Raw genomic sequence first — 25,484 nt, 5'->3', positions numbered from 1 at the left:
CGGGTCGGGCGGCGGCGCGATCATAAACCAGAAATAAACTTTCCTATTGACAAGGGTTGTGACAGCGGTGTTACATCCTCTTGATTCAAGGTCTAAAAGAACTTCCGGCAAGACCGGGGAGCCCCATCGCGCTCCCCCGCGCCGTGTCCCCGCGCGACCGGAAGTCCGTGCCTGGCAAGGACCACACGACCGGAGGTCTCCATGCGCAAACCCCGGCTTCTCCTCATGGCCGCAGCCGTGCTGGTCACCCTGACCAGCGGCCTGGTCACCGTCACGGGCAGCGGGAGGGCAGAAGCCGCCATCGGCCCTGTCACCTGGTCCGACGAGTTCAACGGCGCCTCGGGGTCGTCCATCGACGGCTCCAAGTGGAAGTTCGACACCGGCGGCGGCGGCTGGGGCAACAACGAGCTGGAGTACTACACCAACTCCACCCGCAACGTGTACCAGGACGGGCAGGGCCACCTCGCCATCACCGCCCGCAAGGAGAACCCGTCCAACCTGCAGTGCCATTACGGCACCTGCCAGTACACCTCGGGCCGCATCCTGACCGCCGACAAGTTCAGTCAGGCGTACGGCCGCTTCGAGGCCAGCATCAAGATTCCCAAGGGCCAGGGCATCTGGCCGGCGTTCTGGATGCTCGGCGGCGGCGACTGGCCGAACACCGGCGAGATCGACATCATGGAGAACATCGGCAAGGAGCCGAACACCGTCCACGGCACCGTGCACGGCCCCGGCTACTCCGGCAGCGGCGGCATCGGAGGCGGCCGCACGATCGGCGCCCCGCTCGGCGACGCCTTCCACAACTACCGCGTCGACTGGTCGCCCAACCTGATCGTCTGGTACCTGGACGGCTCGGAGTACTTCCGCGTCACCCCGGCCAATCTCAACGGCAACCGGTGGGTCTACGACCACCCCTTCTTCATGATCCTCAACGTGGCGGTGGGCGGCTACTGGCCGGGCAACCCCGACGGCAGCAGCAGCTTCCCGCAGACGATGCTGGTCGACTACGTCCGCGTCTCCGCGTGGACCAACGACAACCCCGGGACCGGCACCGCGCTGAAGTCCGCCCTGAGCGGCCGATGCATCGACATCCCCGGCGCCAACCCGGTCGACGCCGCCGCGCTGCAGACCTACGACTGCAACGGCACCGCCGCCCAGCAGTGGTCGGCCAACGGCGACGGCACGATGCGCGCGATGGGCAAGTGCATGGACGCGGCGGCGGCCGGGACCGCCAACGGCACCCGCATTCAGCTCTACACCTGCAACGGCACCGCCGCCCAGCGCTTCACGCTCAACTCGGCCGGCGACCTGGTCAACCCGGCCTCCGGCAGATGCGTGGACGTCGTCGACCGCAACACCGCCAACGGCGCACTGCTCCAGCTGTGGGACTGCACCGGCGCCTCCAACCAGAAGTGGACCCGCGCCTGACCCTCCCGGGTGACGCGCGATCAGCGCGGAACGAGCCCGGAAAGGCCGGCAGCACCCGCTGCCGGCCTTTCCCGTGCTGTTCATGCGCCCGACGTCAGGGGCGCCGTCCGCCTCGGTCCGGTCAGCACTCCCTGTCGCGTCCGGGGACACCCGGCGTGCCGCGACGCGGCCGCGCCGGATCGCTCAGGGGGCGTCCACCTGGTCGCGGGCCGCGATGGCCAAGGCCATGAAGGCGCTGAAACGCTGGAACTGCTCCCGGTCCATCTTCAGGCTCAGTCCGCCGAGAATCGTGTCGTCATGCCGCCGGGCGCCGAGCCGGACCTTGAACCCCTCGCCCTTCGGCTGGGCGTCCACGCCGACGAACGCCACGTGGTAGCGCATGCTCTCGGACGCGTCCCTGCGGAAGATCTCCAGGACGCGGCCGTCCAGCACCAGGATGTGATCGCCGAGCTCGAACTCCGCCGCCATGGCTACGCTCCAGAATCCGCGTGAGGATCATTGCGGCCAACTGTCCCATACACCGGACTCCGCGCAGCACCCGATATGAGCTCGGCTCACGCCACTGACGCGAGCGGCCCCAGGACTCCTCCGAGTCACGGCATGGCGGCGAAGCGGCGCCGTGGCGACGAGGAATGCCCGGTGGGGAGCGGGGGTTGCAGTCGCACATGACGACTATCGGATTCATCGGCAGCGGATACATCGGCGGCACGGTCGCCCGGCTCTCGGTGGCGGCCGGCTACGACGTGGTGCTGAGCAACTCGCGGGGGCCGGAGACGTTGAAGGACCTGGTCGCCGAACTGGGCCCGAAGGCCAGGGCGGCGACCCCCGCCGAGGCGGCGGCGGCCGGCGACCTGGTGGTCGTCAGCGTCCCGCTGCGGGCCTATCTGGACGTCCCGGTCGAGCCGCTCGCCGGCAAGACCGTCATGGACACCGACAACTACTATCCCCAGCGGGACGGGAACATCCCCGAGCTGGACGACGCGTCGGCCACCTCCAGCGAGCTGCTGCAGCGGCATCTGCCCGCGTCACGGGTGGTCAAGACGTTCAACAACATCAGCTTCCGGCACCTGGGCGAGCTCGCCCGGCCCGCCGGCGCGGCCGACCGCAGCGCCCTGGCGATCGCGGGCGACGACCAGGCGGCCAAGGACGAGGTCGCCGCGTTCCTCGACCGCATCGGGTACGACACCCTGGACGCGGGGACGCTGGCCGAGAGCTGGCGCCTGCAGCCCGGCACCCCCGCCTACGGCGTGCCCTACGCCGGGGAGAGCCACGACTTCAGCGGTCCGGGCGTGAGGGTCACCGCGGCCACCCTGCGCGAGGCCGTGGCCGCCGCCCGGCGCTGAACAGCGCCGCGCCGCCCGGTGCCGCCAAGTGCCGACCGCGTGGGATCACTCGCCGAAGAACGCCGTCAGCACCGGCGTGAGCGCCTCTGGCGCGACATCGTGGGTCTGACCGGGGAGGGTGCGGTACTCCGCGTTCGGCAGCGCCTCCGCCGTGGCCCGCGCCGCCTGCCGCAGCGGCGCGGGGCCGGCGTCCCCGGCGAGCACCAGGGACGGAACGGCGATCGCCCGGGCCAGGTCGCGGGGAACGACGCCGCCGGTGAGCACCGCGTCGTCGTAGGCCAGCGTCGGGGCGATCGCCTCGAACGCGGCCCAGGACGACTGCTCCCGCATGCCCGCGACGACGGCGGCGGGCACGCCGACCCGCGTCATGAACAGCGCGACGGCGTCGCCCCGGCGGCCCGCGACGAGCAGTTCGCGCAGCCGTTCGGTGTACTCCTTGGAGTGGGGGCCCGTCTCGACCTCGGCCATGAACGGCGGCTCGTACAGCGCCAGCCTGGCGATGCCGGAGCCGGCCGCGGCGGCGGCCAGGGCGAGGGCCGCGCCGGAGGAGATGCCGTAGACGAACGCCCGGCCGCCGGCCCGCGCGATGACGGCCTGGAGGTCCTCGACCTCGCGGGCGACGGCGTAGGGCGGGGTGTCGGAGCTCTCGCCACGGCCACGGCGGTCGTAGGCGTGGACGGTGAAGCGGTCGCGCAGCAGCGCGGCGAGCGGCCGCATCGGCCCGGCGGCGCGGTGGCACATGGCGCCGTCGACCAGGACCAGCGCCGGCCCCTCGCCGGCGCGCTCGTAGACGATCTCGGTCCCGTCGGCGGAGGTGACTACCGGCATTCCGTGCTCCTTCCGAGCCCGGACAGGTAGGCGTCGAACCGGTCGAGGCTGGTGGCGAACCCGGCCCGCGCCGCGGCGTCGAGGTAGGCGGCCGGCACGTTGGTCTGGTGGGTGATCACCTCGGTGCGCCCGTCGTGCAGGTCGACGAAGGTGATGGTGGTGCGCATGCCGCCCTCGACTCCGGGTTCCACCCACTCCAGCAGGTCGGGGCGGCGGACTTCGACGTAGACGGCGCGCATCGTGTACGTGCCGCCGTCGGCGTCGTTGACCATGGTGGTCTGGAAGATCCCACCGGGGCGCGGGTCGGCGACGATGCCGTCGATGGGGGTCGTCGTCCCGGCCGGACCCCAGAAGTGGGTGAGGTGCTCGGGCGTGGTCATGCAGTCGAACAGCAGCTCCGGCGTCGCGTGGTGCACGCGCCGGTAGGTCAGCTCACCGGTCTCGCTCACCGCGCCGTCCCCTCGCCGTCGCTCCGCGCGGCCGGCGGGACGGCCCGCGCGGTCTCCTCGCCATCGCGGCGTGCGTCCCGCAGGGCGGCGAGATGGTCGCCGAGGCGGTCGTGGCGGTCGGCCCAGATCTGCCGGTGACGCGCGATCCAGCCGGCCGCCGCGTCCAGGTGCTCGGTCCGAAGGACGCACGGCCGCGACTGCGCGCTGCGGGTGCGCGAGATCAGGCGCGCGCGTTCGAGCACCTTCAGATGCTTGGAGATCGCCTGCTGCGACATCGCGAACGGCTCGGCCAGCTGGTTCACGGCCGCCTCACCATGGGCCAGGCGCTCCAGGATGGCACGCCTGGTGGGATCGGCCAGGGCCGCGAACACCAGGCTCATCTCGTCTTCGACCACTGTCATGCCCCGACCCTACTCACAACCAGAAAGTTTCACAACCTTCTGGTTGTCAAAGTTCGCGGCGGAGCCGACCTCACCCGGCGGGCGTGGCGGCGGGGGTGTCGGACAGGAGCGCGCGCACCCGGGGCACGACCTCCTCGCCGTAGAGGCGAATCGTGGTCATCAGCTTCTCGTGCGGGAGCGTCCCGGAGCTGTACTTGAGCTCGAAGCGGTCGACGCCCAGCGTGCGCACGGTGCCGGCGATCTTCGCCGCCACCGTGTCGGGCGATCCGACGTACAGCGAGCCCTCGTCGGCCTCGGACTCGAACCGCGCGCGGGTGATCGGTCTGGTCGGAGGGGCGGGAATATCGGGGTATTGGCAATGGTTTTCATATCCGTGAGGGCGAAGACCCCTCACCCCGACCAAGTACGAGCCGGTCGTGCGCGAGCACGACCTGCGCCGAGAGGAGCGATGACCCCGTGAAGAAGGGCATCCACCCCGTTTACCGCCCCGTCGTGTTCCGCGACGCGAGCGCGAACTACTCGTTCCTCACCCGGTCCACCGCGGCGAGCGACAAGACCGTCACGTGGGAGGACGGCGCCACCTACCCGGTGGTCGACGTCGACGTCTCCTCCGCCAGCCACCCCTTCTACACCGGCCGCGGCCGCATCCTGGACACCGCCGGCCGCGTCGAGCGCTTCAACCAGCGCTACGGCAGGTCCTCCAAGGTCGGGCAGCCCGCCGCGTGAGGACCTGCGACGGCCCCGGCCTCACGGGTCGCCATGCCGAGGCCACCGCCCGCCGCCGTATCTCCTCGCGGCGTCCGAAGGGGACGCCGCGAGGGGGCGGTGGCTACTCGGCGCGGGTCACGGCCTCCTGGAGCTCGGTCACCCAGCCGGCCGGGTCGCCCTCGCCGTAGTTGAGGTACACCTCACGGGCGACGCCGGAGCCGCTGTGGCCGCTGTCCACGATCCACCGGGCGAGCTGCTGGTAGGAGACGTCGACGCTCTCCATGCCGCCCTCGTGGATCAGGGTGGCCGCCCGCTCGAGCGCCGGCAGGTCGACGACGTCGAAGTCGTAGGTCCCGCCCGGCTGGAGGTTCACCTGGACTCCGGCGTGCACGCGCACCCCCTCGGGCACCGGCTCGTAGTAGGCGATCGCCGGACCGGTGAAGACCAGCCCGGCCGCCTCCACCCGGTCGCACAGGTCGCGGTACAGCGGCTGGACCACCGAGCCGATCTTGTCGGACTCGAAGCCGTCGGCCGTGGCGCTCAGCTCGGCGACGCGGACCGCGGGCACGCTCTTGATCACGATGTCTGCGGGCATGATGCCCTCCGTTTCGATCATCCGGAGCCTCGCCTCGACCCTGACCAGCCGCGCCATGTCGTCGGCCACCTGGGCCTCCAACTGCGCGCGGCGCAGCCGCAGCATGCCGTGCAGTTCGTCGGTGCCGACCTTCTCCGCCAGGATCCGCCCCACCTCGTGCAGGGTGAGGCCGAGATCCTTGAGCGCGATCAGCCGGTTGAGCCGCGACAGCTGCCCCGCCTCGTAGTAGCGGTAGCCGGTGACCTGGTCGACCCGCGCCGGCCGGAGCAGTCCGAGCACGTCATAGTGCCGAAGCATCCGTACCGACACCCGGCCGAGACGGGCGAAGTCTCCGATGGTGTACATGACCCCTCCGGTCTATGGCCTCACACCGTGTCAGGGTCAACGGGACGCCTGGCGGGACGAGCGGACGAAGGTCAGTAGTAGCCGGTCTCGCCGTCGAGGATCTCCCGGATGGTGTCCAGATGGCCGGCGTGCCGGGCGGTCTCCTCGACCATGTGGATGACCATCCAGCGCAGGCTCGCGGCGGCCGAGGTGAAGTCGGGGTGCCGGCCGGGCTCGTCCAGGGAGTGCGCGGCGATGATCTCGTTCGACCGCGCGCACTGGCGGGCGTAGTCGTCCAGCAGCCGCGCGAGGGGCACCCCCTCGACCATCATGTCGGCGTCCTCCTGCTCGCCGGCCATCTGCGGCCCCTCGGCGGGACCGCCGAGGAACAGCACCTCGAACCAGCCGTGCTCGGTCCACCGCAGGTGGGACACCAGGCCCGCCACCGTCATCAGCGGCGAGGACGGCAGGACCGGGCGGTGGGCGTCGGCCTCGGACAGCCCTTCGCACTTGTAGTGGACGATGGCACGCTGCAGGTCGAGCCAGCCGACGAGCTGCGTGCGCTCGTCGGCGACGAACGGAGGGCGAACGCGGGGAGGAGTCACGCCCGCCGACGCTACCCGACGCCTCACCACGGCCGCATCGCATATTCGGAGGGGCTCGCGGGCGACCCCGCCGGCGATGCGCAGGCCGCGCACCGGCGTGCCTGAGCCGGCGTGCCTACGCCCGCGCGTCCAGGGCGTGCCTACGCCCGCGCGTCCAGCACGACGCGGAAGCGCGCCTTTCCCGACATCATGCGCTCGAAGGCCTTGGGCGCCTCCGACAGCGGCATGACCTCGTTCATGGAAGCGATGCCGTGCTCCCGGACGAAGGCCAGGTTGTCCTCGTTCTCGATCGGGGTGCCGACGAGGCTTCCGACGATCGACCGCTGGCCGAAGAGCAGGTCGCCGGGCAGCACGGACATCGCCTCCATCCCGGCGCCGAGGACGACCAGCCGCCCGTGCGGCGCCAGCCCGGTGACCAGCGGCGACATCGCACGGCCGTCGGGCACGGTCGCGATGATGGCCGCCGCGCCGCCCAGCCCGCGCAGCGCCTCGGCGGGGTCCTCGGCGGTGGCGTCGATGTAGTGCCGGGCGCCCAGCCGCGCCGCCAGTTCGGCCCTGTCGGTGCCTCGGGCGATGGCGACGGTGCGGTAACCGAGCTTGTCGGCGTACTGGAGGCCCAGGTGCCCGAGGCCACCGATGCCGAAGACCGCCACCAGCGCGCCGGGGCCGGCGCCGGCCTGTCGCAGGCCCTGGTAGACGGTGAGGCCGGCGCACAGGAGCGGCGCGGCGTCGGCGGGGGCCATCCCGTCGGGGATGCGCACGAGCCCGCTCGCCCTGGCGTAGGCGACCTCGGCGTACCCGCCGTCCACGGAGGTCCCGGTCACGGGCTGGTCGGCGCAGTTGACGAAGTCGCCGCGGCGGCAGAAGTCGCACTCGCCACAGTGGCCGTTCAGGAAGCCCACGCCGACCCGGTCGCCGACGTGCCACCTGGTCACCCCGGCGCCGACGGCGTCGATGACGCCGACGACCTCGTGGCCCGGCACGATCGGGACGGAGGGGTCGGGCCGCATGACGCCGCCGACGGCGAGGGCGTCGGTGTGGCAGATGCCGCAGGCCTCGACCCGCAGGCGCACCTGCCCCGGCAGTGGATCGGTCAGCTCGCGCTCGACCAGGGCCCAGTCGCCCGTCCCTGCTCCGGACACTTGGACCGCACGGTAGGTGGACATGTCGTGATTCCTTCCGACGAGGGTGCCGATCACAATATGACCGGTCGTCTTAGATCGGTCGCTCGCATCCGAGGCGAACGACCGGTCCCGTCCGACTACTATAAGACGACCGACCATATTGGTGGACGAAGGCGGGGATGGCCGTGGCACGGCAGAGCATGCGCGAAGAGATCGTCGAGGCCGCGCTCGACCGGTTCCACGCCCGCGGGTACAACGCGGCGGGAGTGAAGGACATCACCGATGGCGCCGGCGTGCCCAAGGGATCCTTCTACAACCACTTCGCCAGCAAGGAGGCGCTGGCCGTCATCGCCCTGGAGCGCTACGGCGAGAGCCGGCGCATGCGCGACCTCGCCGACACCTCCGTCGAGCCGCTGACCCGGCTCAGGAAGCACTTCGAGTTCCTGCGCGACGACGTCGTCGGCTGGGGCTACAAGCGCGGCTGCATGTTCGGCAACTTCGGCACCGAGATCACCGACCACAGCGAGACCATCCGCGCGAGCGTCGGCGAGAGCCTGCGCGTCTGGACGGACCTGGTCGCGGGCGTCCTCGCCGAGGCCGCGCACGCCGGCGCGCTCCGCACCGGCCTCGACCCCGCGGCGACGGCCCGGCTCATCGTCAACGCCTGGGAAGGCACCCTCATCGACGCCCGCGCCACCCGCTCGCCCGACGCCTTCGCCTCGTTCTTCACCGTCGTCTTCGACACCCTGCTCACACCGCCCAGCTACTAGTGCGCGCCGCCTGGGGTCAGGCGGTGCGGGGGGTTTGGGCGGTGGGGACGGCGGGGGTTGGGCCGGGGGGGAACAGGCGGTGGTCGCGGGAGCCCGACAGGAGCATCCAGAAGGCGTGCGCGGCCGACACCAGCGTCACGTGGTGGTGCCAGCCGCGGAACGACCTGCCCTCGAAGTCGCGCAGGCCGAGGCGGTGGGTCACCCCCGCCCGGTCCCAGGCCACCCGCTCGGCCGTCTCGGCCAGGCGCAGCAGCGTCGTGGGCGGCAGCGTGGTGATGTTGGACAACCACACCGCGACCGAGCGCCGCTCGGGGCCGAGGCAGGCGCCGAGCAGGGTGAGGGCCGGCGGCTCGTCCTGGGCCGTCGCCGAGTGGAACGGGGTGTGCACCCGCGCGGCCACGACCACCGACTGCGGCGCCGGGGTGGCGCCCGTGGACGGGGGCCTGCGGGACTCCACGATGCGGTTGACGTCGCGCAGCGCGTCGACCAGCCGGCCGGCCTCGATGCGGCGGCCCATGCCCATCGGGATGCGCGGGTCCGAGGGGCTGACCGGCACCGAGTCGTTCACCCGCAGCACGAACGGGACGTGCCGCGCGGACAGCTCGTAGATCAGCCGTCCGAGGTCGATCTCCCTGGCGTCCATCACGACCGGGCGCGGCTTGAGGCCCCACCCGTGGACGATGCTCGTGACCACCTCGGCGGCGCACTCCTCGACGGTGAGGCTGACCTCCTCGTCGGGGATGCCCGCCCGTCGCCGGCGGCCCGGGTCGTCGGTCCAGCTCTCGGGCAGGATGAGACGCCAGTCGATGGGGAAGGCCGCCTGGTCGGAGGCCAGCCACACCCCGACGACCTGCTGGCAGTTCGCCAGGCGGCCGAGCTTCTGGACGAACCGGCGCTCGACGCCGACCGAGTGGTCCCCCGACTTGGGGATCACCAGCGGCTCGGCGACCAGCGCGATCGGGCGGATGGCCTGTTCGAGGTAGCCGGCCAGGGCGCGCCGCACGGAGATCCAGCCCCACGGGGACTGGCTGATGAACTGCTGCAGGCTCTGCTCGACGGCGGGCTCGGCCTCCAGGGAGGCGATGCCGCGCATGGTCTTGCGTCCCTCGATGGACAGCAGCCCCCGGATGTACAGCCGTGCCCATCTGCGCTGGTCGCGACGCTTGAGGGAGGAGAACACGATGCCGCAGAACCGTGCGAAGAACTCCGACGCCGCGTTCTCCTGTTCAGAGGTGAAGGAACTGACGCTCACGGGCGACCCCCTATGTCCGCGGCCCGCGCCCACAGAGTTCAAAGGCGAACACCCGTAAGAGGTGCCGAAGAAAACAATACCGGCCGTGCGGTTTTTTTGCGCTAGGGGGCGCTGACTTTGTCAGAAACCGGACGAGGGTCCGGACGCAGCCACACGGTGGACAGCGGCGGGAGGACCATGGAGGCGCTCGCCTCGCAGCGGTGCCACGGGGAGGCCGTCGCCTCCACGGCCCCGAGGTTGCCCAGCCCGCTCCCCCCGTACGGCGCGGCGTCGGTGTTGATCACCTCGGCCCACCGGCCCGTGAACGGCAGCCCGACCCGGTAGTCCTCGCGGGCGACCGCGGAGAAGTTGCACACGCACGCCAGCGGCGTGCCGTCGTCGTCATAGCGCAGGAAGGCCAGCACGTTGTCGCTCGCCGCGTCCGGGACGATCCAGCCGAACCCGTCGGGAGAGGCGTCCAGCCGCCACAGCGCCGGCAGCCGGCGGTAGGCGGCGTTCAGGTCGCGCACCAGGGTGCGCACGCCCTCGTCGGCCTCCTCCCAGCCCAGGCCGAGAGGCTCGTCCCACTCCCCCTCGTGCGCGAACTCCTGGCCCATGAACAGCAGCTTCTTGCCCGGATGGGCCCACATGAAGGCCAGGAAGCCCCGCAGGCCCGCCCGCCGCCGCCGCGCGTCGCCGGGCAGCGCGGACGACAGCGACCCCGCCGCGTGCGAGACCGGCAGGATGTGGCGCTCGGAGTAGGCGTACACCATGGGAAAGGTGATCTCCCCGTGGTGGTACCTGCGGTCACCGGGGTCTCTCGCCAGGTAGCCGAGGCAGTCCTGCGTCCAGCCGGTGTTCCACCGCAGGTCGAAGCCCGGCCCGGCGACCCCGGTGAGCGGCGCGGTCTCCTCGGCCGCGCCCGCCGCCTCGGCGACCGCCACCGTCCCCGGGCTGAGCCAGTGCAGCGTGGAGTTGACCTCGCGGAAGAACGGCGCGACGGCCTCGGGGTCGCGGTCGCCCGGGTACCCGGAGGTGCGTAGGCCGTCGATGTGGAACTGCGAGCACCAGTGCAGCGCGTTGGCCGTCAGGAAGTTGCGCACCCACGGGCTCCGGTGGTCGAAGGCGTGCGCGGCGGGAGCCTCGCGGGCGCCGCCGAAGACGCTCGGCTTGCCGTCGCCGGCGTCCACCGCCTCATACAGGGGCGTGCCGTCGAAGCGGGCGAGCCCCTCCTCGTCGGCGGCGAAGCACAGCGGCGTCCAGTCGAGGATGACGCCGACGCCCGCCTGGTGGAGCCGGTCCACCAGGCGCCGGAAGTCGTCGGGGTCGCCGTATCTCGCGGTCGGCGCGTACAGGGCGGTGGGCAGCCGCTCGTCGGAGGTGTGCTCGGCCACCGGCATGAGCTCCACGTGCGTGAAACCGAGCCCCGCGACGTACGGCGGCAGCGCCTCGGCCAGCTCGCGGTAGGTCAGGCCGGGCCGCCAGGAGCCGAGATGCACCTCGTAGACGCTCATCGGCTCCTCCTGCGCCACCGCCCGAGCCCGGCGCTCCAGCCAGGCGGCGTCGCGCCAGCGGTGCCCGGAGGTGAACACGACCGACGCGATGCCCGGAGGGCGGTCGGCGGCCGAGGCGAACGGGTCGGCCTTGCGCCGCCACTGCCCGTCGGCGCCCAGGACGTCGTACATGTACCGGTAGCCGTCGCCGACGCCGGGCAGGTAGAGCTCCCAGATGCCCGAGGAGCCGATCGGGAGCATGCGGTGCGAGGACCCGCCCTCCCTGCCGTCGAGGTCGCCGGCCACCCGGACCTCGTGGGCGCTCGGCGCCCACACCGAGAAGGTCGTGCCCGAACCGGTGGTGTGCGCGCCGAACACCTGCCAGAGGCGCTGGTGACGGCCCTGGCGGATGCGTCGCAGGTCGAACTCGCCCAGCAGCCGGGATGGAACGTGAATGCCGCCGAGCGGGGAACCGTCACGCCTGACAATGAAGCTCACGGTGTCGCCTCCCGCCTTCAGCCAAGGGAGCGATTGCGCGTTCACTGCACGTAACGGTACCCGCCGACGCCGAGAACCGACATGTATGCGCGGCTACTGTGTCAAGTCCGCTTGTCAAGCGAAGGCCGGGCACACCCCTGACCGGCCGCCCCCCGCGCCGGCCGCGCCGCGCGAGGGGCGCCGTCGCGCCGTGCCCGTCAGGAGGGCAGCCGGCAGACGGTGTCGGACATCACCAAGGCGTTGATGTCGTGATATCCGGCGGCGGAGGCGTGCCAGGGGTCGGCGGTGACGAAGACGTGGGCGCCGTCCGGTCCGGCCATCGCAGGGACGTACGGCAGCACCGCGGCGACCGGCAGGCCGTAGGCCTGCTCGACCCGCGGCACCAGGTCGCCGTCCTCGATCCCCTCGGGAACCATGTTGACCACGACGATGCGCTGCCGGCAGCCGAGCCGGTCGGCCAGGGCGACGCTCTCGGCCGCGCCCGCCAGGTCCAGCCGGTGGGCGCGGGTGACGATGACCATCGCGTCCGAGCCGGCCACGGCGGTGACGGTCTCGGTGTTGATGCCCGTGTGCGTGTCCATGATCAGCACGTCCAACGCCAGCGAGGCGGTGAGCCGCAGGACGGCCTCGTTCAGCAGCCCGAGGTCGTAGCCGCTGGTCATGATCTCGTTGATGGCGGTGAGCCCGGCCCGGCTCGGGACCACGAACAGGTCCATGCCGTCCACGGGCCGGGCGGCGTCCTCGATCTCGCAGCGGCCGACCAGGTAGTCGGCGAAGGTGCACATCGAGGGGTCGGGTTCGAGGCCGAAGATGGCGTCCACGGCCGGTGACTGGATGTCGGTGTCCAGGACGCCCACCCGCAGGCCGCCCGCGGCGAACAGCAGCGCCATGTTGGCCGCCGTGCTCGACTTGCCGGTGCCTCCCCGGTAGGAGTGCATGGTGACGACGCGGGCCATCAGAGGCCGGTCCTGTGCAGGGCCAGCATGGTGATGTCGTCGGACTGCTCGGCCGTGCCGACGAACCCGGTGAGCGCGCCGTCGACGCGCCGCAGCAGGTCGTCTCCGGAGCCGGCGCCCTCGCGCAGCACGTCCAGCATCCTGTCCTCCCCGAAGAACGCCCGGTGGGGGTCGCGCGCCTCGGTCACCCCGTCGGTGTAGATGAACAGCAGGTCGCCGGGGTCCAGGTGGGCGTGGCCGAGCGTGAAGGTCGAGTCGCGCAGCACGCCCACGGCCGGCCCGGTCGGATCCAGCACGAGCGGGGCCCCGCCGTCGCCGCGGATCAGCACGGGCGGGTTGTGGCCCCCGTTGATGTAGACCAGCCCTCCGGTGACCGGGTCGAGCACCGCGAAGAACATGGTCGCGAAGTAGCCCTGGTGGACGTGGTTGCGGGTGAGGTACTCGTTGGTCGCCTCGACGGCGTTGAGCAGGGTGGCGGCGCCGGCCACGGGCATGGATCGCGCGTCGCCCGGCAGGTCGACGCTCTTGAGGCCATGGACGCCGCCGTGCTCGGCGGTGTGGCGCAGCAGGCTGCGGATGAGCGCCATGAACAGCGCGGCCCCCACCCCCTTGTCGCACACATCGGCGACGACCAGCCCGAGCCTGCGGCGGTTGACCAGCTCGAACACGTCGTAGAAGTCACCGGCGACGGTCCTCGCCGGGCGGTAGCGCACGTCGATGTCCCACCCGGCGGGCGTGGGCAGCGAGTCGGGCAGGAAGCCGAGCTGGATCTCCCTGCCGATCTCCAGCTCGCGCTCGTACCGGTGCAGATCGGCCTCGCCTCCCGCCAGCAGCAGCGCGCGGCTCAGCTCGGCCTGCTCGTGACAGGTGCCGAGCCGCGCGCGGACGAGCGAGGTCAGGAACGGCGGCATCAGGTAGTCGGCCCCGCCATGGACGTGCCCTTCCAGCGCGCCGAAGTCGTGCTCGGTGTAGGCGAGCAGCGTGGGCCGCCATCCCTCCTCGTCCATCCGCCGGGCGACGGCCCGCACGATGTTGGGCGGCACGGCGGCGGAGGCCAGCAGGACGTCCACTTCGGGCATGCGTTCGGCCGCGAGCACGTCGGCCGGTGTGTGCACCCGCACGCGGACCCCCGCCTCGGCGAGGGCCCGCCGCAGGGCGGGGGGCGGCGAATCGTCATCCAGCACGAGAACGCTGGTCATTTTGATGTGCTCCATCCCTGAGGATCCGCAGCGTGCTGATGTTGCGCCCCGCGACTCGCCGGTAGGTGAAGCCGTCAACGGCGGTCAGGGCGAGGTACACCCCGAGACCGCCGATGCGGCGTTGCGCGAACGGCAGCCCGTAGTCCGGCCGCCGGTATCCGGACCTGGGGTCGAACGGCCGGGCGTCGTCCTCGAACCTGAGCCAGACCGACTCTCCGTCCATCCCGCCCTCGACGGCGAACTCGCCTCCGGTCTCCCCGTAGCCGTGGACCACGATGTTGGTCGCCAGCTCGTCGGCCGCCAGGCGCAGCCGGTCGGAGAGGCCGGGAGGCAGGCCCGCGCGCTCGGCTAGAGAGAGCACGTAGGCCGCCACCTGGTCGAGGGACGACAGGGACGCCGGGATGCGCGGCACGACGGGCTCACGAGCCGGTGATGTCGAAGCCGTGGTCGAGCCCGGCCATCTTGATGACCTTCAGGACGGGCTCGGTGACGCCGACCAGGGAGATCGTGACGTCCTCGGCGACCTTCTGCCGGGCGAACACCAGGGCGCGCAGGCCGGCGCTGGCGATGTAGGTCAGCTCGGAGGCGTCGATCACCAGCCGGGCGGCCCCGGTGGCCACGGCGTCGTCGATGGCGTCGTGGAACTCCGGCGCGGTGGCGGCGTCGAGCTCGCCGGCCAGGCGGATGGTCGCGGTGCCCGCGCCGGTGCTGAGGGTTGCGATGAATGCCACGTCAGTTCTCCTAGTCGTCGGAGCGGGTCAGGATCACCACTGAGCGGGGTGCGACGTACAGGCGCCCGGGGTAGGCGGTCGCCGGCTCGGCGCCGGGGTCGTGGACGTCGTTCGGCGCGGAGGCGCCGGTGTCGGCGAACAGGCGCCAGACGCCGCCCGCGGGGTCGGGCAGCTCGACGTCGTGGCCCTCCCAGTGGGAGTTCATCACCACGTAGAGCTGGTCCATCGCCCCGTCCGCGTCGCGCCCGGCGCGCATCACGGCCAGCAGCCTGCTGCCGGGCGACCAGTCGGGCCGCCAGGCGTCCACCCCATGCCAGCTCACGTCCGGCAGGCCGACCCCGGTGGTGTCGACGCCGAGCGGGTGCCTGCCCTCGCGCAGGACGGGGTGGGCGTGCCGGAAGGCGATCATCCGCCGGGCGAACCTGAGCAGCTCGGCGTTGGCGTCGGCCAGCGTCCAGTCGAACCACGAAAGCTCGTTGTCCTGGCAGTAGGTGTTGTTGTTGCCGAGCTGGGTGCGGCCCACCTCGTCGCCGGCCAGCAGCATGGGGATGCCCTGGCTGACCAGCAATATCGCCAGCGCGTTCTTCATCTGGCGGGTGCGCAGCGCGTTGATTTCCGGGTCCTCCGTCGGGCCCTCGGCGCCGTGGTTCCAGCTGTTGTTGTCGTTGGCGCCGTCGGCGTTGCCCTCGCCGTTGGCCTCGTTGTGCTTGTCGTTGTAGGAGACCAGGTCGTTGAGGGTGAAGCCGTCGTGCGCGGTGACGAAGTTGACCGAGGCGGCCGGTCCGCGCCCGCCGTACAGGTCGGGCGAGCCGGCGACGCGCGCCGCCAGCTCTCCGGTGGTGCCCTCGTCGCCCTTGAGGAACCTGCGCAGGACGTCGCGGTACTTGCCGTTCCACTCCGACCAGCGGCCGTAGTTGGGGAAGTGCCCGACCTGGTAGAGCCCTCCGGCGTCCCACGCCTCGGCGATGAGCTTGGTGTGGCGCAGGATCGGGTCGTAGGCGAGCTGCTCCAGCAGCGGCGGGTTGGGCAGCGGGGCGCCGTCCGGGCCGCGGTCCAGGATCGCGGCCAGGTCGAAGCGGAACCCGTCGACGTGGTACTCCGACACCCAGTGGCGAAGGCAGGTGAGCACGAAGTCGCGCACCACGGGGTGGTTGCAGTTGACGGTGTTCCCTGTGCCGCTGAAGTTGTAGTAGTACCCCTCGGGGGTGAGCATGTAGTAGGTGGCGTTGTCCAAGCCCTTGAACGAGATCGTCGGGCCCTGCTCGTTGCCCTCGGCGGTGTGGTTGAACACCACGTCGAGCATCACCTCGATGCCGGCCCTGTGCAGGTCCTTCACCAGCGCCTTGAACTCGTCGGCCTGCATGCCGAACGCGCCGGTCGCGGCGTACCCGGCCTTGGGGGCGAAGAAGCCGATGGTGTTGTAGCCCCAGTAGTTGTGCAGCCGCTCGCCGGTCGCGGGGTTGACGCGCCCGTTGTCGAACTCGTCGAACTCGAAGATCGGCATCAGCTCGACGCAGTTGACGCCGAGGTCGCGCAGGTAGGGGATCTTCTCCCGCAGCCCGGCGTAGGTGCCCGGGGCCGCCACCCCCGAGGAGGGGTGGCGGGTGAAGCCGCGGACGTGGGTCTCGTAGATGACCAGGTCCTCGCTGGGCGTGCGCAGCGGCACGTCGTCCTCCCAGTCGAAGTCCTCCTGGGCGATCATGGACCGGTACTGGTAGGGCTTGCTCCAGTCGGGCGGGACGCCCCACACGTCCCGCCCGGACAGCAGCAGCGCGTGCGGGTCGGCCAGGATGGCGCCCGGGTCGAACCGGTCGCCGCGCGCCGGGTCGAACGGGCCCTCCGCGCGGTAGCCGTATTCGAGGCTCTCCAGGTCCAGGCCGAAGACGGTCATGGTGAACACGCTCCCGATGCGGTACTCGGGCGGGAACGGCAGCTCCTCCAGCGGCTCGGCGTCGCCGCGCCGGTACAGCACCAGCGTCATGGCGGTGGCGCCGTCGGAGAAGACCGAGAAGTTCACCCCGCCCGGCACCAGGGTGGCGCCGTGCGGGAAGGGCCGGCCCTGCCGCACGCGGTACGCGCCGATCCGCCGGGTCGGGAAGTCGTCGATCCGCGGGAGGTCGATGCGCTCGGCGGTCACGGTCCCACGCGTCCCATCTCGGCCGCGAGGCGGCCCATCTCGCCCTCGACGTCGTCGGCGACCTCGAAGAAGCCGAGGAACCCGGTGGCCGACATGACGAACCGCACCTCCGGCGACAGCCCGCCGATGACGACGCGCGCCTCGGCCTGCTGGGCCCGCCGGTACAGGATCAGCAGCATGCGCAGTCCGGCGCTGGAGACGTAGGTCACGGCGGAGAAGTCGACGAGCAGCGTGCCGGAGGGGGCAACCAGGGGCAGCAGGCGCTCCTGGACGGCCGGGGCCGTGGCGCTGGTGATCTCGCCCTCGACGCGGGCGACGGTGAGGCCGCCCGCCGTGCTGAGGGTGACGCCGGCCGTCATCGGACGGCCTCCACGGTGACCTTCACCTTGACGCGCCCGGTGGCCTCGGGGAGGTTCACGGTGAGCGCGCCGGCGTCGTAGTCGTCGTAGGGCTCGCCGTCGATCTCGACCGCGCCGATCCTGATGGAGCCGGGCGGCAGCAGGTCGGGCGAGACGCGCAGGATGCGGTCGTCGAAGCCGTCGGGGTCGGGCTTGAAGTACAGGTCCATCGGCTTGCCGCTGATGAGCAGGTTGTTGTAGACGGCGGCCAGGTAGCACAGCTCGGAGGAGTGGTACATGCTCATCGAGTGGCTGCCCTTGAGCCGCTCGGTGCCGAGCAGGTACGGCAGGCCGCTGGCGAGCACGTTGAAGTAGACCGCGCCCTCGTCGTGGTCGAGGAAGAAGGCGTTGTAGAACGACTCGGCGCCGCGGGCCTCGTCGCGGAAGCGGTCCTGGCCGGTGACGCCGAACAGGATGAGGTAGGCCAGCACGGCCTGCTCCTGCTGCCACCACGCCTTGCGGTCGTGCCAGACGAACCGGAAGCGGTCCTCGCCCTCGCGGCGCAGGCGCTCCACGACGTCGTACCAGCCACCGCGCTGCCGGTCGGCGCCGATGGGCGGCATGATGTCGCCGATGTGCGTGGCGAGCTCGGCGTACTCCGCCTTGGGCTTCAGCGAGTTCATTCGCATGAGGTTCCAGGCGATCTTCAGGTTGTGGCCGACGACGGCGCGGTTGAGCTGCCAGCCGTGCGCGGTGTCGTGCGACCAGTCGCGGTGGAAGCGCTCCTGGACGAACGGGCTGTTCTTGTCGTCGGGGAAGTGCTCGACGATGGTGTCGAAGGTGTACTCCAGGAACGCGGCGTACTTGGGGTCGCCGGTGGCCAGGTACAGGTTGATGAGGTAGGCGGGGGCGTGGTCGCCGACCGAGTTCCAGTTCTTCCTGGCGCGGTTCTCGCCGAGCGACTCGTGGTCGGGGCTCAGCAGGATGGGGTCGATGTGGGAGAAGTAGCCGCCCTTCTCCCGGTCCAGGTAGAACCGGTCGAACAGCCGCAGCGTCGCCTCGGCGTCGCTCTTGATGCGCGGGTCGCCGGTGATCCGGTAGGTCTGGACGGGGCCGGCGAGCGCGTAGATCTGCTCGTACATCGGGATGGCGTCGTAGTCGTCGGAGAACTCCGAGGTGAACAGCTTGCGCTGCACGTCGCCCTCGATCTTCAGCCCGTGGTACCAGTAGACGATGTCCTCGTCGGCGTCGACGAAGCGCAGGTTCGCCCGCAGGTACTCGGTGCCGCGCTCGGCGACCTCCAGGTAGGCGTCGTCGCCGGTGAGCATGTAGGCCGAGGCCATGCCGTAGACCAGGCGCGAGATCGTGTCGGTCTCCTGCACGTGGCTGTCGGTCTTCTCGCCGCCGAGCCTGATCATCGTGCGGTAGTCGGAGAAGTCCACCGGCCCGTCGCCGAACTGCGCCTTGCGGTAGAAGGCGGCGATCTCCTGGATCTGGTGGACCCACCAGTTCTGCTCCTCGAAGCGGAACTCGCCGGGGCGGCGGCCGAGGAAGATGACGCGCTTGGCGTCGAAGATCTCACCCTCGGCGTGCGGGTAGAACACGCCGTAGGCGAACAGGTAGCGCCCGGGCACGAGCATCGCGTCGAGCTGGCCGGAGGCGTCGGTGTAGGGCTCGCCGAGGTTGTGCAGCAGCTCGGCGCTCGGGCCGCCGTCCATCGAGACCGCGAAGTCGCGGCCGTCGGCGGTGACCACCGTGGCGGTGCGGGAGGCCGCGTCGTAGGCGCTGACCTGGCCGGCGATCGTGTCGGAGAAGGTGAAGTTCATAGGATTTCGTCCTTCTGGGTGAGCAGGTCGACGAGGGTCCTCGCGAACAGGTGGCACTGCTGTCCCGAGCGTCCGGTGACGAGGTCGCCGTCGATCACCACGTCCTTGTCGACGTACTCCGCGCCCATGTTGCGCACGTCGCCGACCAGGTTGTTGTGGCAGACGATCTTGCGTCCGCGCACGACGTAGGGGATGGAGGCGGCCAGCCACATGCCGTGGCAGATGATCCCCTTGATGACGCGGGAGTCCTCGAAGGCGCGGCGCAGCAGCTCGGTGGCCGGCGCGAGCCGGTCCACGTCGTCGGTGTAGCGCAGCCGGTCGGACACCATGCCCGAGGGCACGACCAGCGCCGCGTAGTCCGAGGGGTCGACCTCCTCCAGGCTCTTGGAGACCGTGAAGGGCGCGCGGTACTCGTGCCCGGTGAAGGTCATCGACTCCTGGCCCCACAGGCGGGTGATGAAGTCGACCGGGATGCCCTCCTCGGCGAACCTGCGCTGGTAGTAGAAGATCTCGGGTTCGTAGTAGTCGCTTTCCATCAGGACGGCGACGCGGGTGTCGGCCACGGTCACTCCGTGATGAGGTCGATGAGGAACGGCCGGTCGTCGAGCAGCATCCGCTCGACGGCCTCCTCCACCTGGGAGCGCTTCTCCACCCGCATCGCCTCCACGCCCATGCCGCGGGCGATGTCGGTGAAGCCGAGCTCGGGGTGGGCCAGGTCGAAGGAGCGCGGGAAGGCGTGCGCGGCGATGTCCCGCTCGCGCCAGTACTGCTCGATGTTGAGGTCGAGCAGCCGGTACCCGCGGTTGTTGCAGACGACGAACTTGGCGCCGGCGCCCTCGCGGACCGCGGTGGCCAGCGCCTGGATGGTGTACATGCTCCCGCCGTCGCCGGTGAAGCCGACGACGGTCTTGCCGGGGTTGGCGATCTTCATCCCGATCGCGCCGGGGATGCCCACGCCGAGCGAGCCGCCGCGGGTCTGGAACCAGTGGCCCGGCAGCCGCGGCGGCAGGTGGGCGCCGAGCACGCCGGAGGCGGTCAGGGCCTCGTCGAAGACCATGAGGTCCTCGGGCGCGCGTTCGGCCAGCCGCCGGGCGAACGCGCCGAGCAGCGAGTCCTCGTCGGCCGGGGCCGCGGGCCGCTCGGCGGCGCGGCGCAGCCGCCCGGCGGCGGCCTCGCGGGCGGCCGGCGACATCGACGACGAAAGCTCCGCGGCGAGCGCGGCCAGGGTGGCCCTGGGGTCGGCGACCAGGCCGAGCGTCACCGGGTGGTTCTTGGCGATCTCGTAGGAGTTCAGGTCGACGTGCACGATGCGCGCGTCGGGCCGGAACGGCGAGGCCAGGTCGGGGAAGACCTCGGGGAACAGGTAGGTGCCCACGACGAGCACGGCGTCGGCGCCGGCGACTATGCCCCGGCTGACCTCGCCGAACATGTGCCCGGTCTGGCCGCGGTACAGCGGGTGGCGGCCGTCGATGGAGACCTCCGACATCTCCACCCCCCACGCGTCCGCGCCGAGCAGCTCGGCCACGCGGGTCAGCTCCGCCTGCGCGCCGGAGGCGGCCACGCCGTCGCCGAACAGCACCAGCGGCGCCGTGGCGTCCGACAGCAGCGCCGCCGCCCTGCGGATCGTCGCGGCGTCGGGGGCCGTCGCGGTGTAGGGGACCACCGAGGGCACGACCGGCTCGTCGTTGGGCCGGTCGAGCACGTCCAGGGGCAGCGAGACGAACACCGGGCCCCGCGGCGGGGTCATGGCGATCTTGACGGCGCGCCGGAGCGTCCGCAGCACCGAGGAGGAGTCGGTCACCCGGGTCGCGTACTTGGTGACGGGCCTGGCCATGGCGACCAGGTCGGCGGCCATCTGCGCGTCCATCGCCTCGTATTGGACGCCGGACTCACCGGCGACCACGACGAGCGGGGTGTGGCCGCGCTTGGCCTGGTACATCATGCCGATGCCGTTGCCGAGGCCGACGCCGCTGTGCAGCTGCACCAGGGCGGGGCCGCCGGTGGCGCGGGCGTAGCCGTCGGCGATGCCCACCGCCACGGTCTCCTGCAGCGTCAGGACGTAGTGGAAGTCGTCGTACTTCTCCAGCGCGTCGAGGAAGCCCTGCTCGACCGTGCCGGGGTTGCCGAACATGTACCGCATGCCGTCGGCGAGGAACTGCTCGATGATCGCCTCGTTGCCGGTCCTGGCGTCCGTGGGGCTCATCGGGCTCACCAGCCGAACCGGCGCAGACCGTCTTCCAGCGTCTCGACGATCTTCTGCCCGGTGAGGAAGGAGTCGGGCGTCGAGCGGCCGGTGATGAACGGGTAGTCGACGATGACCGAGGTCTCCTTGCCGAAGTTGCCGTGGTAGCGGCCCTCGGGGCCGGTGGCGTCGCGCAGGATGTACTCCAGCGGGTACGGCGGCGGACCCATGTTGAAGTCGGTGCCGAGGAAGCCGGTGCCGTCCTTGTAGTCGTACTCCTTGCAGTGGCCGGTGACGTGCTTGCCCCAGATGATGCTCTTGCGGTCCTCCCAGTCGCGGGCGAAGGCCAGGCACGCGACGCCGTAGCACTCGGCGGCCACCGGCTTGCCGGCCTTGAGGAAGCCGAGGATCAGCGCGTGGACGCGGCCGTTGTTGGCCAGGTCGACGATGGGGCCGCTGCCGCCGACGATCAGCATGGTGTCGAAGCCGTCGATGTGCTCCGCCAGCCTGTCCAGCGTCCTGTTGTAGGCCTCAAGGGCGTGCAGGTAGTCGTCGTCGCTGACGTAGGGGCGCTCGGGCACCACGGCGGAGATGTCGAGGGGGTGGTCCAGCCGGTCGGAGTCGTCCAGCTCGCGCACCAGCTTGGCGACCTCGGGCGTGGTGACCGAGCGGCCGAGCGGCGGGTCGAGGTAGTCGGGGTCCATGCTCGGCGGCAGCGCGTGCGGGCGCCCGCCGGTGGGCGTGGCGAAGACGACCTCGTATCCGCGCTGGTCGAAGTGGGTGAGCGGGCCGAGCAGCTCCTCCCCCCAGTAGCCGTGCTCGGACAGCAGCACCAGGACCTTCCTGCTCATCGCTCCTCCTGCGGGCCGATGATCCAGTTCTCCCGGGTGGTGAGGGAGAACACGTGCGCGGGGTCGGCGACGGCGTCGAGCGCCGGGGCGACCTTCTCGGTGAAGTACGGGGAGGCCAGCGCGGCCTCGGCCGCCGCGACGTCGTCGAACCAGATCTGCTCGACGCTGTCGAAGGACGCCTCTCCGAAGGTGTAGAAGCCGTCCCTGGTGTGGGCGTGCAGGTGGCGGCGCACCCCGGGCAGCCCGCTGACGACCGGGGCGTACTCCGAGAGCGTCCGCTCGCGGTGGTCGGCGAGGTCCTGGCCGGGCCTGCGCTTGATCAGCGTGGTGACCTTGACCCAGGACGGGGCGGCCTCGGTGAGCGGCGGGCCGGGGACGATCTCGTGGGCGTCGGTGTCCAGCACGATGGTGAGCCAGAACGCCGCCCAGTTCGGCTCGTCGAGCCGCGCCCCGTGCAGGAACTCCTCGGTCTGCAGCGAGGCGAGCTGCTCCTGCTCGTTGGCCAGCCAGATCTCCGCCATGCCCTGGTGGGGCAGCGCCGGGCGCCCACGGTCCGCCGTGGACGGGACGCGCGAGTCGATCAGGTAGCGCCGGATCTGCGGGATCTTGGCCGCGAACTTCACCGCGTGGACGTTGACCCAGTAGTCCTGGAACTCCTGTGCGGTCATGCCTGGCTTCGGGGCGGCCAGGATGAACTGGTGGATCATGCGATCTCCTTTTCGCCAGGGATCTTCACTGGGACGATCGCAGCGCCGTTCGGCCACCGTCAAAGCAGAAACCATTACTTCTCGACATAGCGCATTGAATCCGCCGTTAAAGTCAAGTCACCTGGCAATCGGGAAATATCGGCTTATCCTCGGTCGGTCTTCGCCGCAGGACGGCCAACTGACAAAGTGCCCGGCGAAAGCGCGGCGATTATGGCCACCGCGGGCGGCCGGGCCTACTGTCCAGCTCAACGGATGCCTTACCGAAAGGTGGCACATGAAAGGCGAGCTGACCGCGGCGGTGCGCCGCGGCGCCGTCGGAGAGATCCGCGACCTGCTGAGCGCCGGCGCCGATCCCGACGAGCGCGACACCGACACCGGGCTCAACGTGCTCATGATCGCTTCCGGCCGCGCGGACGCCCCCGCCGTGCGGGCGCTGCTCGACGCGGGGGCCGACGTCTTCACCACCGACGCCAAGGCCGGGGCGACCGCCCTGCACAAGGCCTGCCAGGGCGGCAGCGCGCAGGTCGTGCGCGACCTGCTCGGCGCCGGCGCCTTCGTCGACGCCGTCGCCGCGACCACCGGCCACACCCCCCTCATGGACGCCCTGTGGTTCAAGTGGCCGGACATCGTCGAGGTGCTCCTGGACCACGGCGCCGGGCTCAACCTGTCCACCCACTACGGCTTCTCGATGAAGGAGCACTTCGCGTACGAGCTGAACGTCAACACCTTCGGCAAGGAACGCCTCATCGAGTCCGACAAGCTGCTGCGCGCCCGGCAGGAGGCCGACGACGCGGCGGCGGCCGGGCACGCCCTGATGAACGCCGTCACCGGCGGCGACCTGGCCAAGGTCCGCGAACTGCTCGCCAAGGGGTTCCCCGTCGACACCCGCTGGCCGATGGTCAACGGCTTCAACGACGACCACACCGCGCTGCTGGTGGCCTGCCGCGACGGGCACACCGAGATCGTCGCCGAGCTGCTGGCCGCCGGGGCCGACGTCAACGCCGTCGAGCCGACGTTCGGCGCCGTCCCGCTGCACAAGGCCGTCTACAACGGGCACGCCGACATCACCAGCCTGCTGGTCGCCCACCCGGAGGCCGACCTGGCCTTCCAGGGCGCGACCAACGGCTACAGCCCCCTGCACGACGCGCTGTGGCACGGCTACGCCGACTGCGCCCGCATCCTGGTCCAGGCCGGCGCGCCGCTCGGCCTGACCGGCCACGACGGCAAGACCCCGCTCGACCTCGCGCGCGAGGTCCTCGGGGACGATCACGAGGTCACCGTTCTCATAGCGGGAGGCGGCAATGCGCGACACTGAGGCCCTGGTCGTCGGCAGCGGGTTCGGCGGCGCCATCGCCGCGCTGCGCCTGGCGGAGGCGGGCGTCCAGACGCTCGTGCTCGAACGCGGGCGCCGCTGGCCCATCACCGACGCGCACGACACCTTCGCCACCTACGACAGCCCCGACGGCCGGGCCGCCTGGCTCAGCCCGGTGACCGTCGCCCCGGCCCAGGAGGGCCTGCCCATCGACGTCTACACCGGCGTGCTCGAACGGGTCAGGGGCGAGGGCATCGACGTCCTGGTGGGCGCGGGCGTCGGCGGCGGCTCGCTGGTCTACAACACCGTCCTCTACCAGCCCCGGCGCGACCTGTTCGGCCGGGTGTTCCCCTCCTGGCTGAGCTACGACGAGATGGACGAGGTGTGGTACCCCAAGGTCCGCGAGGCCGTCGGGGTGTCCACCATGCCCGCCGACGTGCTCGCCCACGAGCGCTACCGCGGCCAGCGGGTGCTGCTGGAGGAGGCCGCCGCCGCAGGGATGACCGCGCGCCTGTTCGAGCTGGGCCTCGACTGGGATGTCATCCGCGCCGAGCTGGCCGGCGCCATTCCCCCTTCGCAGATCGCCGGCCAGGTCTGGTACGGCGCCAACAGCGGCGCCAAGCGCAGCCTGGACCGCACCCACCTGCCCAGGGCCGAGGCCACCGGCAAGGTCGAGGTGCTGCCGTTGCACCAGGTCACCGACGTGCGCGAGAACGGCTCCGGTTACCTGGTCACGGTGGACGAGCTCGACGACAACGGCCGCGTCGTCGCCCGCAGGGACATCCACACCAAGCACCTGTTCCTGGCCGCCGGGTCGGTCGCGACGACCAAGCTGCTCGTCCGCGCCCGCGACACCGGCGCGCTGCCCAAGCTGGCCGACTCCGTCGGGACGCGCTGGGGCGCCAACGGCGACCTGGTCATCATCAGGAGCGGCCTGCCGCCCACCGGGCCGAGCGAGGGCGGCCCGGCGGGCGCGGTGCTCGAAGACCTGGACAACCCGGTCGCGCCCATCGCCATGGCGGCCATGCCCATCCCCCAGGCCAAGATGCCCGAGGGCTTCATGGGCCTCATCGGCATGGGCCTCGGCCCGGCGAAGGGCACCTTCTCCTACGACGGGCACACCGACACCGTCGGCCTGACCTGGCCCAAGGACGACCCCGAGGCGACCGTCATCGCCGACGGCGCGCGCGCGGCGTTCGAGCGGCTCGGCACCGGCAAGATCGAGGCCATCGACGCCGGCCTCACCGGCCACCCCTGCGGCGGGGTCCCCCTGGGCCTGGCCACCGACGAGTACGGCCGGGTGAACGGCTACCCGGGCCTGTACGTCGTGGACGGGGCGCTCCTGCCGGGCGGCAGCGCCGCGTGCACCAACCCCGCCCTGACCATCGGAGCGCTCGCCGAACGGGCGCTCGCCGCCATCATCCCCGACATCGTGGAGGAATAGACAC

Annotated in this window: 27 protein-coding genes; 6 read left to right on the top strand and 21 right to left on the bottom strand. The window is 71.3% G+C overall.

Features of this window, described 5'->3' with window-relative positions; genetic code table 11:
- Window positions 1-201: 201 nt before the first annotated feature.
- The gene (locus ABZT47_RS10665) at window positions 202-1,428 is read left to right on the top strand and encodes a family 16 glycosylhydrolase (RefSeq protein WP_354838608.1); all 1,227 of its coding nucleotides are present in this window, start codon (window positions 202-204) and stop codon (window positions 1,426-1,428) included.
- A 183-nt stretch (window positions 1,429-1,611) separates the two neighbouring features.
- Here ABZT47_RS10665 and ABZT47_RS10660 read toward each other — a convergent pair whose 3' ends face one another.
- A complete protein-coding gene (locus ABZT47_RS10660) occupies window positions 1,612-1,896 on the bottom strand; it encodes a hypothetical protein (RefSeq protein WP_354838605.1) in 285 nt (94 codons plus the stop codon).
- A 197-nt stretch (window positions 1,897-2,093) separates the two neighbouring features.
- Between ABZT47_RS10660 and ABZT47_RS10655 the strand changes: the two genes are divergently transcribed.
- Window positions 2,094-2,771 (top strand): NAD(P)-binding domain-containing protein, encoded by a 678-nt coding sequence (locus tag ABZT47_RS10655; RefSeq protein ID WP_354838602.1) that lies wholly within the window; start codon window positions 2,094-2,096, stop codon window positions 2,769-2,771.
- A gap of 45 nt (window positions 2,772-2,816) precedes the next feature.
- On the opposite strand, the gene ABZT47_RS10650 is transcribed toward ABZT47_RS10655, so the two are convergent.
- The 4 genes from ABZT47_RS10650 to ABZT47_RS10635 all read right to left on the bottom strand — a co-directional run bounded on the left by ABZT47_RS10650 (window position 2,817) and on the right by ABZT47_RS10635 (window position 4,702).
- Complete coding sequence (locus ABZT47_RS10650; RefSeq protein WP_354838599.1) at window positions 2,817-3,599, bottom strand: alpha/beta hydrolase; 783 nt, start codon at window positions 3,597-3,599, stop codon at window positions 2,817-2,819.
- Window positions 3,590-4,048 (bottom strand): SRPBCC domain-containing protein, encoded by a 459-nt coding sequence (locus ABZT47_RS10645; protein WP_354838596.1) that lies wholly within the window; start codon window positions 4,046-4,048, stop codon window positions 3,590-3,592. The genes ABZT47_RS10650 and ABZT47_RS10645 overlap by 10 nt, the downstream gene beginning before the upstream one ends.
- Window positions 4,045-4,443, bottom strand: coding sequence for a metalloregulator ArsR/SmtB family transcription factor (locus ABZT47_RS10640; protein ID WP_354838756.1), 399 nt, complete (start codon window positions 4,441-4,443; stop codon window positions 4,045-4,047). Before ABZT47_RS10640 ends, ABZT47_RS10645 begins: the two co-directional genes overlap by 4 nt.
- Window positions 4,444-4,519: 76 nt before the next feature.
- A complete protein-coding gene (locus ABZT47_RS10635) occupies window positions 4,520-4,702 on the bottom strand; it encodes a hypothetical protein (protein ID WP_354838593.1) in 183 nt (60 codons plus the stop codon).
- A 203-nt stretch (window positions 4,703-4,905) separates the two neighbouring features.
- Here ABZT47_RS10635 and ABZT47_RS10630 point away from each other — a divergent pair, with 203 nt between their 5' ends.
- The gene (locus ABZT47_RS10630; protein WP_354838590.1) at window positions 4,906-5,175 is read left to right on the top strand and encodes a type B 50S ribosomal protein L31; all 270 of its coding nucleotides are present in this window, start codon (window positions 4,906-4,908) and stop codon (window positions 5,173-5,175) included.
- Window positions 5,176-5,278: 103 nt separating this feature from the next.
- Here the strand turns inward: ABZT47_RS10630 and ABZT47_RS10625 are convergent, their stop codons facing one another.
- The 3 genes from ABZT47_RS10625 to ABZT47_RS10615 all read right to left on the bottom strand — a co-directional run bounded on the left by ABZT47_RS10625 (window position 5,279) and on the right by ABZT47_RS10615 (window position 7,847).
- Complete coding sequence (locus ABZT47_RS10625; RefSeq protein ID WP_354838588.1) at window positions 5,279-6,097, bottom strand: MerR family transcriptional regulator; 819 nt, start codon at window positions 6,095-6,097, stop codon at window positions 5,279-5,281.
- 71 nt (window positions 6,098-6,168) lie between these two features.
- Window positions 6,169-6,681, bottom strand: a complete 513-nt coding sequence (locus ABZT47_RS10620; RefSeq protein WP_354838585.1) for a DinB family protein — start codon at window positions 6,679-6,681, stop codon at window positions 6,169-6,171.
- A gap of 140 nt (window positions 6,682-6,821) precedes the next feature.
- On the bottom strand, window positions 6,822-7,847 hold the full coding sequence (locus ABZT47_RS10615) for an alcohol dehydrogenase catalytic domain-containing protein (protein WP_354838581.1): 1,026 nt from the start codon (window positions 7,845-7,847) through the stop codon (window positions 6,822-6,824).
- Window positions 7,848-7,984: 137 nt separating this feature from the next.
- On the opposite strand from ABZT47_RS10615, the gene ABZT47_RS10610 reads away from it, so the two are divergent.
- Window positions 7,985-8,575: a TetR family transcriptional regulator C-terminal domain-containing protein gene (locus tag ABZT47_RS10610; protein WP_354838578.1), complete on the top strand. Its 591-nt coding sequence runs from the start codon at window positions 7,985-7,987 to the stop codon at window positions 8,573-8,575.
- Between the two features lie 16 nt (window positions 8,576-8,591).
- On the opposite strand, the gene ABZT47_RS10605 is transcribed toward ABZT47_RS10610, so the two are convergent.
- The 13 genes from ABZT47_RS10605 to ABZT47_RS10545 form a co-directional block, all read right to left on the bottom strand.
- Window positions 8,592-9,827: a transposase gene (locus ABZT47_RS10605; RefSeq protein WP_354838575.1), complete on the bottom strand. Its 1,236-nt coding sequence runs from the start codon at window positions 9,825-9,827 to the stop codon at window positions 8,592-8,594.
- Between the two features lie 101 nt (window positions 9,828-9,928).
- Window positions 9,929-11,797 carry a 1,4-alpha-glucan branching enzyme gene (gene glgB, locus ABZT47_RS10600; RefSeq protein ID WP_354838572.1) on the bottom strand — a complete coding sequence of 623 codons (1,869 nt, stop codon included), beginning with the start codon at window positions 11,795-11,797 and terminating at the stop codon, window positions 9,929-9,931.
- A 197-nt stretch (window positions 11,798-11,994) separates the two neighbouring features.
- On the bottom strand, window positions 11,995-12,753 hold the full coding sequence (locus ABZT47_RS10595) for a MinD/ParA family protein (protein WP_354838569.1): 759 nt from the start codon (window positions 12,751-12,753) through the stop codon (window positions 11,995-11,997).
- A complete protein-coding gene (locus tag ABZT47_RS10590) occupies window positions 12,753-13,952 on the bottom strand; it encodes a PP2C family protein-serine/threonine phosphatase (protein WP_354838566.1) in 1,200 nt (399 codons plus the stop codon). Before ABZT47_RS10590 ends, ABZT47_RS10595 begins: the two co-directional genes overlap by 1 nt.
- Entirely contained in the window at window positions 13,927-14,364 is a 438-nt protein-coding gene (locus tag ABZT47_RS10585) for an ATP-binding protein (RefSeq protein ID WP_354838563.1), read from the bottom strand. The genes ABZT47_RS10590 and ABZT47_RS10585 overlap by 26 nt, the downstream gene beginning before the upstream one ends.
- 7 nt (window positions 14,365-14,371) lie before the next feature.
- Window positions 14,372-14,683 (bottom strand): STAS domain-containing protein, encoded by a 312-nt coding sequence (locus tag ABZT47_RS10580; RefSeq protein WP_354838559.1) that lies wholly within the window; start codon window positions 14,681-14,683, stop codon window positions 14,372-14,374.
- Window positions 14,684-14,693: 10 nt separating this feature from the next.
- Window positions 14,694-16,820, bottom strand: coding sequence for a glycogen debranching protein GlgX (gene glgX / locus ABZT47_RS10575; protein WP_354838556.1), 2,127 nt, complete (start codon window positions 16,818-16,820; stop codon window positions 14,694-14,696).
- A complete protein-coding gene (locus ABZT47_RS10570; RefSeq protein ID WP_354838553.1) occupies window positions 16,817-17,179 on the bottom strand; it encodes an STAS domain-containing protein in 363 nt (120 codons plus the stop codon). The genes glgX and ABZT47_RS10570 overlap by 4 nt, the downstream gene beginning before the upstream one ends.
- On the bottom strand, window positions 17,176-18,984 hold the full coding sequence (locus ABZT47_RS10565; RefSeq protein WP_354838550.1) for an AGE family epimerase/isomerase: 1,809 nt from the start codon (window positions 18,982-18,984) through the stop codon (window positions 17,176-17,178). Before ABZT47_RS10565 ends, ABZT47_RS10570 begins: the two co-directional genes overlap by 4 nt.
- Window positions 18,981-19,547, bottom strand: a complete 567-nt coding sequence (locus ABZT47_RS10560; protein WP_354838547.1) for a DJ-1/PfpI family protein — start codon at window positions 19,545-19,547, stop codon at window positions 18,981-18,983. Before ABZT47_RS10560 ends, ABZT47_RS10565 begins: the two co-directional genes overlap by 4 nt.
- 2 nt (window positions 19,548-19,549) lie before the next feature.
- Window positions 19,550-21,187 (bottom strand): thiamine pyrophosphate-binding protein, encoded by a 1,638-nt coding sequence (locus ABZT47_RS10555; RefSeq protein ID WP_354838545.1) that lies wholly within the window; start codon window positions 21,185-21,187, stop codon window positions 19,550-19,552.
- A 5-nt stretch (window positions 21,188-21,192) separates the two neighbouring features.
- Window positions 21,193-22,017, bottom strand: a complete 825-nt coding sequence (locus ABZT47_RS10550; RefSeq protein ID WP_354838543.1) for a type 1 glutamine amidotransferase domain-containing protein — start codon at window positions 22,015-22,017, stop codon at window positions 21,193-21,195.
- Window positions 22,014-22,724 carry an EthD domain-containing protein gene (locus ABZT47_RS10545; RefSeq protein WP_354838540.1) on the bottom strand — a complete coding sequence of 237 codons (711 nt, stop codon included), beginning with the start codon at window positions 22,722-22,724 and terminating at the stop codon, window positions 22,014-22,016. Before ABZT47_RS10545 ends, ABZT47_RS10550 begins: the two co-directional genes overlap by 4 nt.
- Before the next feature lie 274 nt (window positions 22,725-22,998).
- Between ABZT47_RS10545 and ABZT47_RS10540 the strand changes: the two genes are divergently transcribed.
- Both ABZT47_RS10540 and ABZT47_RS10535 read left to right on the top strand, forming a co-directional pair.
- Window positions 22,999-24,039 carry an ankyrin repeat domain-containing protein gene (locus ABZT47_RS10540; protein ID WP_354838537.1) on the top strand — a complete coding sequence of 347 codons (1,041 nt, stop codon included), beginning with the start codon at window positions 22,999-23,001 and terminating at the stop codon, window positions 24,037-24,039.
- A complete protein-coding gene (locus ABZT47_RS10535) occupies window positions 24,026-25,480 on the top strand; it encodes a GMC oxidoreductase (RefSeq protein ID WP_354838534.1) in 1,455 nt (484 codons plus the stop codon). The genes ABZT47_RS10540 and ABZT47_RS10535 overlap by 14 nt, the downstream gene beginning before the upstream one ends.
- Window positions 25,481-25,484: the final 4 nt, after the last annotated feature.

Source organism: Sphaerisporangium sp. NPDC005289 (assembly GCF_040607455.1).
GTDB classification, from domain to species: domain Bacteria; phylum Actinomycetota; class Actinomycetes; order Streptosporangiales; family Streptosporangiaceae; genus Sphaerisporangium; species Sphaerisporangium rhizosphaerae.
Note: the sequence above shows the minus strand (reverse complement) of the source record. Positions and strands in the feature narration are given on the sequence as shown.